Source organism: Nostoc sp. NMS2 (assembly GCF_017115105.1).
In the GTDB taxonomy this organism is placed as follows: Bacteria; Cyanobacteriota; Cyanobacteriia; order Cyanobacteriales; family Nostocaceae; genus Nostoc.
The window spans coordinates 1-15,692 of the sequence record NZ_JABXKH010000057.1 but is presented as its reverse complement, the minus strand read 5'-3'; the positions used below and the strand labels follow the sequence as shown (position 1 = coordinate 15,692).

The window sequence follows — 15,692 nt, the reverse complement described above, 5'->3', positions numbered from 1 at the left end:
ATTGGGTGAGAAGCCCACACTGTACTGCTTGCAGTCAGTGTGGGAGTATGTCACTCTGTATGATGAGGTTCAATTGTTGCAGACTATCTGCTAGTCATTTCTCACCACACCAAAGGCTGTGGTGAGAAAAATCATGAATTTGTTAATGAAAATCATGATTTTTTTGATGAAAACCTTAGTTTTACTTCTGAATTCTGACTTCTGCTGTAACTGTTAAACCTCTACCAAAATCGCTTCCCGCAGCTTGGCAATTACATCACTGAGATTACCCGTGTTCATCCGATAACTCAGAGGGTGGGCAATCAACCGCGCCGTGCTTTCATATAGAGTAGCGATTTCAACTAAACCATTTTCACGCATAGTCCGCCCTGTAGAAACCAAATCCACGATCGCTTCTGACATTCCAGTAATCGGGCCTAATTCCACTGAACCATACAACGGTACGATTTCCACGGGTAAATCTAGACTGTGGAAATATTCACGAGCGCAATTCACATATTTTGAAGCAACTCTACCATGCGGTGGCAAATCTAAAGGCGATCGGTAAGAACTTGATGCTTTTACCGCCACTGACATTCGACAATATCCAAACTGCAAATCTACCAAGTGGGCAACTTGCGGCTGCTTCTCCCGCAGCACATCGTAACCAACAACACCCAGTTGTGCTTGACCATATTCCACATAAACAGGCACATCCTGCGCCCGCACCAACAAAGCTTTTGCAATTCCCTTAGTATCAGGAATTTGAAGTTGGCGAGTTCCTGAATCTAAAAAAGCGCTAAAATCTAATCCCACAGATTGTAGCAAGCGGATGCTATTTTTAAGGAGTTCCCCTTTGGGCAATGCAACAGTCAGCATTCTTTTTCTTAATATCCTTGGCGTTCTGGCAGTTGAATAATATCTCTTTATGCTTACCACAGCAGCATGAGAATTTTATTAGTTGATGATGAAGTTGAACTAACTGAACCCTTGAGTCGCTTGTTAACTCGTGAGGGTTACATTGTGGATGCCGCTTTCGATGGCACAAGTGGCAGCGAATATGCACAAGCAGGCAGTTATGACCTACTAATTTTAGATTGGATGCTGCCAGGAAAAACAGGGTTAGAGATTTGTCAGCAATTGCGACGACAAGGCAAAACCACTCCCGTGCTGTTTCTCACAGCTAAAGATACTCTCGATGACCGTGTAGAAGGTTTAGATGCTGGTGCTGATGACTATTTAGTTAAACCTTTTGAACTGCGGGAGTTACTAGCCAGAGTCCGGGCTTTATTGCGTCGTTCTGGTTCCCAAACCTATGAAACCACCACCGGACGTTTAAGTGTCGCTGATTTAGAACTCGATTGTGAAAATCAAGTCGCTTATCGCCAAGGACGAATAATTGAGTTATCGCAAAAAGAAAGCCAGTTGCTGCAATATTTTATGGAACACACTGGACAACTAATGACTCATGCTCAAATTATGGAAAATTTGTGGCAAGAGGAAGAACAACCCAGTAGTAATGTGATTGCAGCATTAATTCGTTTGCTGCGTCGTAAAATTGAGGTAGGTAGAGAAACTGCACTGATTCACACAGTCTACGGCAAAGGCTATCGTTTCGGTGCTTCCTCTGTGGAGTCAGTTTAGGGACTTCCAAATAAAAAAATACTCAACTATTCTTTGTGGAGTGGGCAACATGAGCGCCCCACAAGATTGATAATTTGTTTGTTGGAAGTCCCTTAGCCGCTTGCTTACAACTCATAATGATTCGGTTCATTGGTAGGAGAATCATGGTTTTGCCAAAATTTCTTCCCACTCAGACGGCGAGAGGGGTTGCAACTCTATCTGCATATTAAAACAATCACTAGCTGCGGTAACTAAATCTGCAATAATCTTGTCCACACTCAGACTTTGAGGCAGTTGTACAGTCGTAAAAGATTCTGCACCAAATACTTGAGCAAACAGTTCAGCATCGGGTTGCAAACGGATGGAACCGTGTTGCAAAATTGCCCCACTACGTCGCAGTTGAGCGCTACCAATGAGTTTGGCATTATCTGGCAAAACTAAATCTGCACTGGTTGCTGTACCAAAACAGTTAGGGTTGTGGATGTAACCTCGTCCTTCTGTACCGTAATGTAATTCTACACCGAGCGATCGCCATCCTTGAATCAAAAACTCACAAATTTTTTCGTACACCTGGAGGCGACTACCCGTAATTCCAGATGTGACTACGGCGTAAGTTAAATCACCTTGGTGTAATACCGCCCGTCCACCAGTAGGACGTTGCACTAAATCCAATTTCTGACCTTGCCAGGTCAAATTTTGCCAATATTCAGGGTATTGGCGTTGATGATATCCAAGAGAAATGGCAGATGGCGACCAGGTATAAAAGCGCAGAGTTGAGGGATGTTTTCCAGACTGGTGCTGTTCTAGTAACCAGTTGTCAATAGCCATCTGCACATTGCCAGCCGCCTCTAGCAAAGGAATTAGTCGCCACACCTGCTTGCTATACATCTAATGCAGTATGAGCCAATGTGACATACGCGCACCAAAGGTGCGACCCAAAATCCAAAATCCGAAATTCCTTAAGTTCCACCAAATTCCGATTGTAAGGCTTCATCGTTGTTATCAGCGATCGTTGCCACAATGGTAATGAGCCGAGACACTTCGCCGGGAGATAACTCCGCTAAGGTGCGGGTTGAGATCACAACCACTCTGTTTTCTATAATACCAAAACGTGCTTCAAAAGTGCTGGAGCAGTTCAACTCCAATAGATAACGCAGCAATCTGGGTTCATCTTTAGCAGGTAAATTTAGCACAGTAGACCAAACCGTTATGGTGTCTTCATCGGTTGTGCCGTTGAGTTGGACAAAGACTTCCACACTTCCGTACTTAAACTTCCAGAGATAGCCACCCTCTGGAGTATGGCTAACCATCGCACTATCATCTTGTTCCAAAGAGTCGATGACATTTTCAATTACCTCCAGATGGTTAATGCCTGGTGTCTCGGCGATTAGCTCATTAATGGATTCGTCACTAGTTAGGGTTTCTTGGTAGCTTGCCATACAGATTTTTTTCTCAATATACTCACTGTTTCATCTACACATACTTTATAACTTGTGGAGGCAGTTAGTTTGAGCTTCCTTTTGCATCTACTTTCCAAATGCCCAAAGTGTGGGGCTGCTCGCAAGTGGAATAACTAGTTGTCCAAGTCTATTGATATAGCCCCACTTGTTATTGATTTTGACACAATCTACCCGTTCTTGTAGGTAAATGACTACGCACCCTCCTACCCCAAATCAACTAACCTAGAAATAACATTCTCAAATACTGGATAAAGTCATGTATATGACCCAAATCAGCAATTAGCAGAAAAAATCCTGCATATTTATGAACTTAGGGGAACACGCTACATTGAAACTTCAGAAACTTGGTTAGAACAAGTTGGTTTAGGTATAACTCTATGGGAAGGTAAATTTGAAGATAGACAAGATCATTTGGTAATGTTTTATCGACTGGAGATGAACGCGCTGAACAAGAAAAACAACGCGCTGAACATGCTGAACAACGCACCCAAATTTTAGCAGAACGGCTACGAGCTATGGGTATTGATCCCGAAACTCTCTAAAACACTCATGTAAAAATGCGAAAACTTTTGCGTCTTTACATGAGCAACAAATCTCACTAATTAGCGCAATTTGTAAACTCATTTACTCTGTGCCAAACCTTATCTAATAACTCAGGATCATTCGCATCAAACCATTCAATTTGGGGATATGCTCGAAACCAAGTGCGTTGTCTCTTAGCAAATTGTCGCGTATGCAAAACTATTAATTCTTTCGCTTCATCTAAGGAAATATCCCCAGCCAAATATTGTTTTATTTCTTGATATCCCAAAGTATTCAATAAAGACAAATCAGCGCCATATTTTTGACAAAGATATTCCACCTCCGCAACTAAACCATCTGCTATCATTTGATCAGTACGCTGTTTAATCCGATTCCCCAACTTTTCAACATCGCAATCTAAACCAATTTGCAAAATTGGATAATTCGGCGGATTCTCCCCTTGTTGTTCGGAAATCGGGTATCCGGTAACATAATATACTTCTAATGCTCTTAAAGTTCGTACTGAATCATTAGCATGAATTTTTTGTGTTGCAACGGGGTCAACTTGTTGTAATATGGCGTAGAGTTGAGGCTGGCCTAAAGATTCAAGTTGCGATCGCAATTCAATTTGCGGTGCAACTCTAGGAATCTTCATCCCTTGGACAATGGAACGGATATATAAACCAGTACCACCAACTAGCAAAAGTGGAGTAACATCAACAGAAGCAATTAACGCTTGTGTTTGTTCCTGGTAGTCTGCTACTGTCATCGTGTCTGTGGGATCGCAGATATCTATTAAATAGTGCGGCACTAATTTTTGTTCAGCCACAGTTGGTTTCGCCGTCCCAATATCAAACTTACGGTAAACTTGACGAGAATCGGCACTAATAATTACAGAACCCAATCGCATCGCCAAAGCCAAAGCCAAACTCGACTTACCCGTTGCCGTCGCCCCACAAATCACAATTAATTTAGTCATTAGTCATTAGTCATTTGTTATGGGGCATTGGCCAAACAGGGCATGAAGAAGAGACAAGGGAGAGGGGGGAGACAAGGAAGAGACTATTCAATAATTCCCCCTTGTCCCCCTTATCCTCCTTGTCCCCCTCATCCCCCTCATCTCCCCCTGCCCCTCTTCCACGGTAGTGCAACCCTAGTATAAACTTCTCTTGAAAAAGCCCTACAGACGCTAGCAAGGCTTTTGTGTTACAATTTTGGAGTGTTTTTGCTTTTAATTAATTTTAGGCGAGTTTAACCCCACGCATCAGGAGAGTTTACATGACGAGCAGTTACAGTGCCGATCAGATTCAAGTTCTGGAAGGTCTGGAAGCCGTCCGCAAACGACCAGGAATGTACATTGGTACCACCGGGCCGCGAGGACTCCATCATCTAGTTTACGAGGTGGTGGACAATTCAATCGATGAGGCTTTGGCGGGTCATTGCACTCATATAGAGGTGGATATCAACGCTGATGGTTCCGTAACTGTAACAGATGATGGTCGCGGTATTCCCGTTGATACTCACTCGCGCACCGGGAAATCAGCTTTGGAAACCGTGATGACGGTACTACACGCTGGTGGTAAGTTTGGCGGCGGTGGCTACAAGGTTTCTGGAGGATTGCACGGGGTCGGTATTTCTGTTGTTAATGCCCTATCTGAAGTTGTAGAAGTTACAGTTTGGCGAGATAAAAAGGTTCATCTCCAACGCTATGAACGCGGTATCCCAGTTACCGAATTGCAAACAAAGCCTTACAAAGAAGCTAGAACTGGAACTTCTACAACCTTCAAGCCAGATACCCAAATCTTTACAATTAGCATTGAGTTTGATTACATCACTTTATCAGGTCGCCTACGGGAATTAGCGTATCTGAATGCAGGTGTCAAAATTACCTTTACTGACCACCGTCTAGAACTACTAAAAAGCGATACACCGAAAGTAGAAACCTACGATTACAAGGGTGGGATTAAAGAATATATCGCGTACATGAACCGCGAGAAGCAGCCACTGCATGAAGAAATTATCTATGTGCAGGGGGAACGCAATAACGTACAAGTAGAAGTTTCTTTGCAATGGTGTACTGATGCTTATACGGATAATGTGCTAGGTTTTGCTAACAATATTCGCACAGTAGATGGTGGTACGCACTTAGAAGGGTTAAAGGCGGTTCTGACTCGGACATTAAATGCGATCGCCCGCAAGCGCAATAAAATTAAAGAGAATGAACCTAACCTCAGTGGCGAACACGTCCGCGAAGGTTTGACTGCGGTAATTTCCGTTAAAGTCCCTGATCCAGAATTTGAAGGACAAACCAAGACCAAACTCGGTAACACTGAAGTGCGGGGGATTGTCGATTCTCTGGTGGGAGAAGTCCTCACCGAGTACCTAGAATTTCATCCTGCCATCGCAGATTCAATTTTAGATAAAGCTATCCAAGCTTTCAAAGCCGCAGAAGCGGCGCGTCATGCGCGGGAATTAGTTCGGCGCAAATCTGTACTAGAATCTTCGCCATTACCTGGGAAATTGGCCGATTGTAGTTCTCGTGACCCTAGCGAATCTGAGATATTCATCGTGGAAGGGGACTCAGCCGGTGGAAGTGCCAAACAAGGACGCGATCGCCGCACTCAAGCTATCTTGCCTCTACGTGGTAAAATTCTCAACATTGAAAAAACCGATGACGCTAAAATTTATAAAAATAACGAAGTTCAATCGTTAATTACAGCCCTCGGTTTAGGTGTTAAAGGTGATGAATTCGATTCTACCCAACTGCGCTATCACCGGATAGTCATTATGACGGATGCTGACGTAGATGGAGCGCACATCCGTACTTTGTTGTTAACATTCTTCTATCGATATCAACGATCGCTCATCGAACAAGGCTTTATTTATATTGCTTGTCCCCCACTGTTTAAAGTAGAACGGGGACGTAATCATGAGTACTGCTACAGCGATCGCGAAAAAAATCAAGCGATCGCCAAATTCCCCGCTAACGCCAACTATACCATCCAACGCTTCAAAGGTTTGGGTGAAATGATGCCACAACAACTCTGGGACACCACAATGAACCCAGAAACCCGCAAAATGAAGCAAGTAGAAATTGAGGACGCTGCCGAAGCCGATCGCATCTTCACAATTTTAATGGGCGATCGCGTCGCACCAAGACGAGAATTTATCGAAACTTATGGTTCTAAACTCAACTTCACCGATTTAGATATTTAATATCAATTCCCCAGCACTACTAGTCTGTCAATAAATAATTGATGGATAAATTCCCTGTAGAGACGGCGATTTATCGCGTCTCTCTAACCGTCAAAATGAATTTGACAGACTACTACTCTAATAATTTGTGACATTGGTAATGAGTGAAAACGTATTACTCATTACCTTTTTTATATCCGAATTTTCTATAAAAATACTTCTTTTGGATGATGACAAAACAAGATTTTATAAATGCTTTATACACCTGCCCCTCTGCGGTAGCCTCCGGCAAGCTGCTTTGCGTCTATGTTATTCCGTAACTCTTACGTAAATTTGAAATTAGTGAATAATCATATAATTTGCTTATTGTCAATATCTGACAAAAATTCAATCTTCTAATGTTAGTAAAACTACCAACTTTGTTGGAAAGTTAGTTAGAACAATACTTTTTGCACTGACTAGCTAATTAATTTTGTCCACCAACTAAAAACACATTTGTTATGCTTTAAGAAAATAACTGAATATCATCTATCAAACCGCAATTAATAAGTATCTTGAGGATTTATCATCATAAGATGACAGAAACTTACCGAAAGACAAGTATTGAAATTTACAATTAAGTTACGCAATCCAGCTTTGTAACTAAAATCATCAGGTAATGTTCTGGATTCTCTCAGCTTGAGATAATGGCTACTGGAAGCACACACCATCTGGCTGAAAACTTGTTAATATCTTCATGTACTGCCGTAGCGATCGCTATTGTATCGTATGTATCTAATGAAGTTTTGCTTGAAATAGGACTATACTGGCGAATTCACAGGACAAATTGTTTTTTAATTGATTAAAATATCCTTGTATACAATAAGAAGAGTTTGTCAAGTTTCATAGGGCTGAAATCGTCACAGTGCGCTAACGTGTGAATAAGGCCGAATTAGTTAAACCTAAATTGATCTGCCATCAGGTCAATGTGCGACAGCCTCAACTCCTCAGTTAAGGTAATTAGTAAGCAAAAGGTTAACTCCTTTAAGGCAAGCACCGCCACCCTGGTTGTATTTACCCAATCGAAAGACTAGCTTTAATCTCAGGAATGCGTAATTTATGAAGGAAATGTAAAAATGGGTAGATTAATACTTGTCGTCTGAGTTAACATACAATGCCCTCTTCCTAAGTAATTAATGTTGTGTAAAATACATGAAATCGAGCAAGAGCAAGCGTACTTACTTCGTAATGTAATAAGAACGTCACTGCAATTCCGAAAAGTGGAGAAAAATTTCAGGGTATAACTCTCGTTTTTAATGTCTTTTTGGTAATAGTGGCTAATAATTGCTGTAAGAGTTCATGATTAATACACAAAAAGAGTGCAATTTCTGTGAAACAGGCTACAATCGGAAGAGTCTTTATAAGAAAATCTGCCAGCAGTCTGAACTCATTAGTATAGAGTGGCAAATTTTTTCAGAAAGACGAGTATTTTTTTTGACCAGTTAGTTGAAAGCAGTATGTGATAGCAACACATATAACATTTGCTAGGGTGAGCAAATCACTTTTAGAAATGGCTTAAACTAAAGTAAAAAAACCTCCTACTGGAGGTGCAAAAAATCCGAAAATATTTCTGGCAAATCTGCCACAAAGCTTATTTTCGGTTGACAATTGGCTCGTTTAAAAGAGCAGTAAACACATCTTGAGTAATTGATTCTGCAAGGAGCATGAGGAACGCGGCATGAACCAGGCTAACAACGTACTCGAAAGCATATATCAGCCTGACCTAGAAATAATGAATCAGCCTGAGCTCGAGTTAGAAGAACTCTTAATAGATGATGAAGAGGACTTGCTTATCATCGATGAAGGTGACGATGAGTTTTTAGAGCCTCAGACTGATGAGGACGACGCAAAGTCTGGAAAAGCCGCTAAATCGCGTCGTCGGACACAAAGCAAGAAAAAGCATTACACAGAAGATTCCATTCGGCTTTACTTGCAAGAAATTGGTAGAATTCGGCTGTTGCGGGCAGACGAAGAAATCGAATTGGCGCGGAAAATCGCCGATTTGCTGGAATTAGAGAGGGTGCGGGAAAGACTCTCAGAACAGTTGGATCGCGATCCTCGAGATAGTGAATGGGCAGAAGCAGTCCAACTGCCCTTACCAGCTTTTCGTTATCGCCTGCATGTTGGTCGCAGAGCGAAAGATAAGATGGTGCAATCTAACCTCCGTCTTGTGGTTTCAATTGCTAAGAAGTACATGAATCGTGGTTTGTCGTTCCAAGACTTAATTCAGGAAGGCAGTCTCGGTTTGATTCGTGCCGCCGAAAAGTTTGACCACGAAAAAGGTTACAAGTTCTCCACTTATGCTACATGGTGGATTCGTCAAGCAATTACCCGCGCGATCGCCGATCAATCCCGCACAATTCGTCTTCCGGTTCACCTCTACGAAACCATCTCTCGGATTAAGAAAACTACTAAGTTACTGTCTCAAGAAATGGGTCGCAAACCCACCGAGGAAGAAATCGCCACTCGGATGGAAATGACCATTGAGAAGTTGCGGTTTATTGCTAAATCCGCCCAGTTGCCCATTTCATTAGAAACGCCTATTGGTAAAGAAGAAGATTCTCGATTGGGCGATTTTATTGAATCCGATGGTGAGACACCAGAAGACCAAGTTTCCAAAAATCTTCTGCGCGAAGACCTAGAAAAAGTCCTCGACAGTCTCAGCCCCCGTGAACGCGATGTCCTCAGACTACGTTACGGCTTAGATGATGGTCGGATGAAGACCCTTGAGGAAATCGGACAGATTTTCAACGTTACCCGCGAACGGATTCGTCAAATTGAGGCGAAGGCACTCCGTAAGTTACGCCACCCAAATCGTAACAGCGTTCTCAAGGAATATATTCGGTAAATTGGTCATTAGTCATTGGTCATTGGTCATTAGTAAATAAACAAATGACAACTGACTAATAACAAAAAAATAAAAAACCTGGCAGTGAATTAGCACTCCAGGTTTTTTTATTTATAGGTCATCTTGGAAATTAAAACTTACAGGTAAAACTTATAGGATGCCCCAAAAATGTAGGAAGCCTTGACCAGAAAAAACTTCAACCAAAATGGCTGCTGAAAAGCCAATCATCGCCAAACGACCGTTCCAAATTTCTGCTTGTGGGGTAAAGCCCCAGCGCCAAGCGTTACGATCTTCAATTACAGGAGTAGTGACTTTTGTTGTGCTTGCATTTGTCATGATTCGGACTCCAAACTTAATTCTTAAGGTTTATTGCCTTATGTAAACTAATATAACAAACATTTTTAGAAAGGCAACATTTTTTATACTTTTGTTTCCATACCTTGACATAAATAGAAATAGCTATTTATACAGATTAAAACATCAGTCTTCAGTGAGATTTACTGAGGTAGAAGAAAAGTCAAAAACATTGCCCAGATCCCCGGCTTCTTGAAGAAGTCGGGGATCTAAGTCCAGCTTCAGTAAGCGTCACTTTGATTTACGATCGCACTTCGGCAACAGTGATAATTTTTTCATCGCGGTTGAGTTGGATGATACTTTCACCTTTGACATCCCTGCCTAAAATCGGCACTGTTTCCACAGGTATTCGCACAACCCGTTCCTTATTCGTCACTAAAGCTACCTCGCCAGATGCGTTGGCGTAGCCCGCCGTTCGCGTAGCGTCTCCAAGAGTTGGCATCGCTATGACCATACCAGCTAAATTATCAGTTTTGCTGACAAATTTCAGGGCTTGCGTGCCTAGATCGCCACGATTAGCCGCTCTTAACTGACTCGCAGCCATCCGCTTGGCATATCCTTCTTGAGTAACTAGCAACAGATGGTCATCTTTACCGACAGTGACACAGCCAACCATTTGCTGATTTTTCAATAGTCTAAATGCTTGTAAACCCATTGCTGTGCGACCCATGATCGGTAATTGTTCATCATTGGCTGCAAAGCGCAACACTCGCCCACCGGAACTAGCTAAAATCAGATGCGCTCCTGGAGTGGTGAATTGGGTAAATGACAATTCATCATCGTCTTTGAGCTTCAAAATCGTGATTCCACGCCGCGTCAAGTTCGTAAATTCTCCCAGAGACAGGCGCTTAATTCGTCCCTGTTTTGTTAAGAGAATCATCTGCTGAGTTTCGAGATTGTCTGGCAGCAAAAAGCGGCTGACCACAGCTTCTTGAGCGCCTTGAGCAGTATTACTGAGCATAGTAATTAAAGGTTTTCCCCGTGGAGAACGCCCAGTAGTTGGAGGAATTTCTCCTACATTCACAGGGTAGACTTTGCCGCCACCGGTTAGTATTAGCAAGTCTTTTTGGGTGTCAGTCAACACAGTTTGGATAATAAAGTCATTATCGTGCAGACCATTTTCAGCTTTTGACTTTCTCCCAGATGGTTGGGTGCGGCGGACATAACCCCGTTGGGTAAATTCTAAAATCGCTTCTTCTGCCGGCTGTTCTAATTTTGGATTTTGAATTTGGGATTTGGGATTGTGTTCATCATCTTCTGATCCTCTGTTTTTCTGATCCTCTGCCTTAGACTTTTGTTCTTCTCCGATTTTTGTCCGCCGGGGATCGTTGTACTTGCGCTTGAGCGATCGCAAATCTTTTTTCAGCGCCTTGAGTAATTCGCGGCGATCGTTGAGTAATTGTTCCAGCAAACTAATTTGTTCGCTTATTTGCTCAAATTCTTGCTGCAAATTTTGCTGTTCTAAACTGGTGAGGCGGCGCAACGGCATAGATAGAATTGCATCTCCTTGTACCTCACTCAAATCTAGTTGGCTACAAAGGTTTATTTTTGCCGTACTCCCATCGGGAGCTTGCCGTAAAATTTCAATTACTCGATCCAAATTAGATAGTGCTTTGAGTAAACCTTCCACCAAATGCACACGACTTTGAGCTTTCCCCAACTCGTAATTGTAGCGACGGTTCAGCGTCTCTTCTCGGAAACTCAAAAATTCTTGCAACAGTTGACGCAAACTTAACTGGCGGGGTTGTCCATTTACGATCGCTAGGAGAATTGCCCCAAACGTCACTTGCAAAGCAGTTTGGTGATACAGATGCTGGAGAATTTCTTGGGGATTGGTATCGCGTTTGAGTTCAATTACTACCCGCATCCCTTCGCGATCGCTTTCATCTCGAAGATCAGAAATTCCTTGCAAACGACCTTGATTTACTAAGTCCGCTACCTTCTCAATCCAGGCAGCCTTATTCACTTGATAAGGCAATTCTGTAATGATAATTGCCGTCCGGCGCTTGCTTCCCCTACTGGCTGGAATTTCTTCTAGAGTCGCAACTCCCCGCAGCAGAATTCCACCTTTACCTGTGGTGTATGCTTCCCGAATTCCCGCCTCACCAATTATTTCTCCACCAGTGGGAAAGTCTGGTCCTGGAATTAACTCAAATAATTTTTCATCTGGCAAATCTGGGTTGTCGATTAAAGCGATTAACCCATCAACAATTTCCCCCAAGTTATGGGGTGGAACATTTGTCGCCATTCCCACAGCGATCCCAGAACAGCCATTGAGCAACAGAAACGGCAATTGAGCAGGTAACACTGTTGGTTCTTGCTGGGAATTGTCAAAGTTCCCGACAAATTCCACAGTTTCTTCGCCGATTTCTGTCAGCATTCCCTCATGACTGATCGGTGCGAGGCGCGTTTCTGTGTAACGCATCGCTGCTGGCGGGTCATTATCGACGCTACCAAAGTTACCGTGTCCTGCTAGTAAAGGATAGCGGCTAGAAAAATCCTGCACTAGCCTGACTAAGGCATCGTAAACTGATTGGTCGCCGTGGGGATGGTATTTACCCAACACATCACCCACTACACGGGCACATTTTCGATAGGGTCTATCTGGTACTAAACCGAGTTCGTGCATTGCATACAAAATGCGGCGATGCACTGGTTTTAAGCCATCACGCACGTCTGGTAGCGCTCGCCCGACAATCACGCTCATGGCATATTCGAGATAAGACCGTTGCATCTCTGTGTGCAGGGCTGTTGGAATTACCTGTCCCGTTGAGAGAAGGTTTAACTGTTTTGCCATGAGTTTTTTCCCTGAAATTTAACTACACAAAAGCCGACGGAACTCAATATTGCAGCAACCACAGCATAACGGATGAAATGGGATTCCTAACAAAATATTGATAGTCATAGAAGAAAAAGCAGTAGTATCATCCTTGATGACAAGGATGTACATACACTATTAAAAAGGAATACAGATAGCAGGTAGCTGTTTTAATTGAATGATAATCTGCTGCAAACTTAATTTGTATAGACTTCATAGCCAGGATACTTGCCATGACTGCATTTTCTCATTTTTAATTTTGAATTGCCTAATCCCCTCACCTCAACCTCTATTACTAAAATTCTCATGAAAACTGTTTTAATTGTCGAAGACGATCTAATTAATGCTCGCGTTTTTTCCAAGATTTTGTCCAAGCGTGGCGGCTTGGGAGTGAAACATACTGAAAATGTCGAAGAAGTAATAAAAATTGCCCAATCAGGAGAAGCCGATCTGATTTTGATGGATGTTTCTCTTTCCAGAAGTGTTTACCAAGGTAAATCTGTTGATGGAATCAAGATTACACAGATGTTAAAATCCGATCCAAAAACAGCAAACTTACCTGTTATTTTGGTGACTGCACATGCTATGGAAGGCGATCGCGAGAATTTTCTCAAGCAAAGCGGCGCTGATGGCTACATTTCTAAGCCAGTTGTTGACCATCAACAGTTTGTTGACCAAATCCTCGCACTTCTACCCACAGACGACTGATTTCAGGAATAGTCGCCCGCAAAGGTTTTTGGGCGACTATTCCTGTATTTATTTAGTATAGATGTACTACGAAAAGGTACTATTAGGCAAGTGGGGAATTGGGAATGGGGAATGGGGAATTGGGAATGGGGATAATGAAAAATTACTTCTTTCCCCCCTGCTCCCTGCTCCCTGCTCCCCACTCCCCTGCTCCACTCCTATTGAGTAGGCTGTTTCCCAGGAGCTGATGATGAGCTTTCCGGTTGCTGTAGGGCTGCTTGAATACGGGGTAATTCTAGGAATTTTTTCGTATCAGACAGTAAGCGATCGCCCCAGAGATTTTCTTTGAGAAAATTCAAATTAGCATAGCGCTGATCGATGCGGAGTGCAGCTTCTCCCAAGCTTAATCCTTGTTGGCGTAAGCGTAGCTCGCCGGAGGCATCGCCTTTCGTATACAGTGCCACTGCTAAGGCTAATAAAGGTTCTGCGGCTTGCTTATCAAGGGTTACAGCAGATTGCCATCGCTTAATCGCTTCAGAGATATTACCCTGTTCGTAGTTGATTAAGCCAATATTGTTGAGCGCTGGCCAGAATTTTTTATCTTGAGAGACTGCTTTATCGTACTGTGCGATCGCATCTGGCAATTTACCCAGTAAATAGTAAGCATTACCCAAATCAAATAACCCTTCTGGATCGTTGGGTTTTAGCTTCAAACCGTCTTGGTAATTGACAACCGCTGCTTGGTAATTTTTCTGCTGAAAATTAGCTGAACCCAAAGCAAACAAAATATCACCATTTTTGGGGTTGATAGATTGCGCTTTTTTTAAGCTGGCGATCGCCCCGTCAAACTCTTTGGTTTGTAGTTGCAATCCACCTAAGAGCAACCACACTTTATCATTCTTCGGAGCCAGTTGACTAGCCAGCCGCGCTCGTGGCAAAGCTAATTCAACCTGTTGAAACTGAGCTAGTTGAGCCGCCTCTTGTGCCAGACTCAACCCCTGCTTCTCTAACTTTGTCCCATCTAGTTGCAGTGTATGGGGTATTAATGCCTGCGCGTTAGCGGCTTTTGGCATACTCCACAAACTACAGACCATTAGAAAAGAAATCAAACGAACATGTTTAGGCACACTACCGCCTTTAAGCCACTAATCAAAGAATCTTTCAGCTAGCTTAAACGATCTGCGCTCTTGACGGTAGCAAAATCTTACCAATCTTGGGGAAAGGGATGAGGGGGATGAGGGAGTGGGGGGGCAGGGAGCGAAGAATTATTGATTAATTCCGAATGCCCAATCCCCAATCCCCATTAAAAAAACTGATGACTTTGGTCATACATAAGTCTGGAATTACTGATGACTTTTGTCATACATTGGTTTCAACTTTTTGATCAATAATTATTATGTATGAATTTATACGATGAGGTAAATATCAAACATATTGATACCAAAACAAAAGCAACTATCTGAATATTGCTGAATCTAAACCTCATCAGAATAGAACTTTAATACCAATAAGGAGTTAATTTCATGTTTAAACCAAAGCGTGTATCGATAGTCCTAGCTGCTGCTGCCTTGATAATTGTTCCCACTCTTTTGACTGCGCCTGCAAGTGCCCAGACGAAAGTCTACGTTGTTGGCGATCGCGATCAAAATTGGAACCGCGATGGCAGACCCTATCCAGGAGAAGTCAGAAACTCTAGAGATCGCGATCAAAATTGGAACCGCGACAGCAGACCCTATCCAGGAGAAGTCAGAAACTCTAGAGATCGGGGTAATTGGAACCGTGACAACCAATCCTATAACAGAGTAGTCAGACTTGGTAATGGTGATATCAGATATCCCAACGGACAAATTATTCCTGCTAGATCCATAGTCAGACTGCGTAATCAAGGTTACTTCAGACTTCCCAACGGGGATATTCTTCTTCCCAATCAAGAAATTGTTCCTGCTGGGAGATTAGTGAGAGTGCGTGATGATTACTTCAGACTTCCTAGTGGGCTGGTACTGCAAATCAACCTTTAAAACACTAAAAACTCAAAATCATTGTCAGTATAGGGCTACCAGGCTATAGTTTTAGCCGTAAATAACTGGCTCGGTAGCCGTTCCTTATAGACAAAAAGGAGGTAGTAATTCGATTACAAATCTCACTTTAAGTTGTGAGAAATGTAACA

The 15,692-nt window shown here is 42.7% G+C and carries 13 protein-coding genes and 1 pseudogene; 7 read left to right on the top strand and 7 right to left on the bottom strand.

Annotation, left to right across the window (positions count from 1 at the left end; genetic code table 11):
• Positions 1 to 213: 213 nt before the first annotated feature.
• Entirely contained in the window at positions 214 to 858 is a 645-nt protein-coding gene (gene hisG, locus HWQ36_RS10715; protein WP_292701786.1) for an ATP phosphoribosyltransferase, read from the bottom strand.
• Positions 859 to 924: 66 nt separating this feature from the next.
• Here hisG and rppA point away from each other — a divergent pair, with 66 nt between their 5' ends.
• Complete coding sequence (gene rppA, locus HWQ36_RS10710; protein WP_292701783.1) at positions 925 to 1,623, top strand: two-component system response regulator RppA; 699 nt, start codon at positions 925 to 927, stop codon at positions 1,621 to 1,623.
• 141 nt (positions 1,624 to 1,764) lie between these two features.
• On the opposite strand, the gene HWQ36_RS10705 is transcribed toward rppA, so the two are convergent.
• Together HWQ36_RS10705 and HWQ36_RS10700 are read right to left on the bottom strand one after the other, a co-directional pair.
• Positions 1,765 to 2,490, bottom strand: a complete 726-nt coding sequence (locus HWQ36_RS10705) for a biotin/lipoate A/B protein ligase family protein (protein ID WP_292701781.1) — start codon at positions 2,488 to 2,490, stop codon at positions 1,765 to 1,767.
• A 71-nt stretch (positions 2,491 to 2,561) separates the two neighbouring features.
• On the bottom strand, positions 2,562 to 3,041 hold the full coding sequence (locus tag HWQ36_RS10700; RefSeq protein WP_292701778.1) for a YbjN domain-containing protein: 480 nt from the start codon (positions 3,039 to 3,041) through the stop codon (positions 2,562 to 2,564).
• Positions 3,042 to 3,320: 279 nt separating this feature from the next.
• Between HWQ36_RS10700 and HWQ36_RS10695 the strand changes: the two are divergent.
• Positions 3,321 to 3,604: pseudogene (locus tag HWQ36_RS10695) on the top strand (Uma2 family endonuclease); the annotation flags it as partial.
• Positions 3,605 to 3,660: 56 nt separating this feature from the next.
• On the opposite strand, the gene miaA reads toward HWQ36_RS10695, so the two are convergent.
• Positions 3,661 to 4,563, bottom strand: coding sequence for a tRNA (adenosine(37)-N6)-dimethylallyltransferase MiaA (gene miaA / locus HWQ36_RS10690; RefSeq protein WP_292701776.1), 903 nt, complete (start codon positions 4,561 to 4,563; stop codon positions 3,661 to 3,663).
• Positions 4,564 to 4,862: 299 nt separating this feature from the next.
• Between miaA and gyrB the strand changes: the two genes are divergently transcribed.
• Together gyrB and rpoD are read left to right on the top strand one after the other, a co-directional pair.
• Positions 4,863 to 6,800, top strand: a complete 1,938-nt coding sequence (gene gyrB / locus HWQ36_RS10685; RefSeq protein ID WP_292701773.1) for a DNA topoisomerase (ATP-hydrolyzing) subunit B — start codon at positions 4,863 to 4,865, stop codon at positions 6,798 to 6,800.
• 1,696 nt (positions 6,801 to 8,496) lie between these two features.
• Positions 8,497 to 9,666 (top strand): RNA polymerase sigma factor RpoD, encoded by a 1,170-nt coding sequence (gene rpoD, locus HWQ36_RS10680; RefSeq protein WP_094346204.1) that lies wholly within the window; start codon positions 8,497 to 8,499, stop codon positions 9,664 to 9,666.
• Between the two features lie 150 nt (positions 9,667 to 9,816).
• On the opposite strand, the gene HWQ36_RS10675 is transcribed toward rpoD, so the two are convergent.
• Both HWQ36_RS10675 and gyrA read right to left on the bottom strand, forming a co-directional pair.
• Complete coding sequence (locus HWQ36_RS10675) at positions 9,817 to 10,002, bottom strand: chlorophyll a/b-binding protein (protein ID WP_069073374.1); 186 nt, start codon at positions 10,000 to 10,002, stop codon at positions 9,817 to 9,819.
• A gap of 259 nt (positions 10,003 to 10,261) precedes the next feature.
• Positions 10,262 to 12,817 (bottom strand): DNA gyrase subunit A, encoded by a 2,556-nt coding sequence (gyrA, locus tag HWQ36_RS10670; protein ID WP_292701762.1) that lies wholly within the window; start codon positions 12,815 to 12,817, stop codon positions 10,262 to 10,264.
• A 327-nt stretch (positions 12,818 to 13,144) separates the two neighbouring features.
• Between gyrA and HWQ36_RS10665 the strand changes: the two genes are divergently transcribed.
• Positions 13,145 to 13,546: a response regulator gene (locus tag HWQ36_RS10665; RefSeq protein WP_292701760.1), complete on the top strand. Its 402-nt coding sequence runs from the start codon at positions 13,145 to 13,147 to the stop codon at positions 13,544 to 13,546.
• Between the two features lie 197 nt (positions 13,547 to 13,743).
• On the opposite strand, the gene HWQ36_RS10660 is transcribed toward HWQ36_RS10665, so the two are convergent.
• Positions 13,744 to 14,652, bottom strand: a complete 909-nt coding sequence (locus HWQ36_RS10660) for a tetratricopeptide repeat protein (RefSeq protein ID WP_292701759.1) — start codon at positions 14,650 to 14,652, stop codon at positions 13,744 to 13,746.
• A gap of 396 nt (positions 14,653 to 15,048) precedes the next feature.
• Between HWQ36_RS10660 and HWQ36_RS10655 the strand changes: the two genes are divergently transcribed.
• Together HWQ36_RS10655 and HWQ36_RS34345 are read left to right on the top strand one after the other, a co-directional pair.
• The gene (locus HWQ36_RS10655) at positions 15,049 to 15,543 is read left to right on the top strand and encodes a hypothetical protein (protein ID WP_292701756.1); all 495 of its coding nucleotides are present in this window, start codon (positions 15,049 to 15,051) and stop codon (positions 15,541 to 15,543) included.
• 61 nt (positions 15,544 to 15,604) lie between these two features.
• Positions 15,605 to 15,692: HNH endonuclease (locus HWQ36_RS34345; RefSeq protein ID WP_366828794.1), on the top strand; the 88-nt coding region annotated here is incomplete at its 3' end.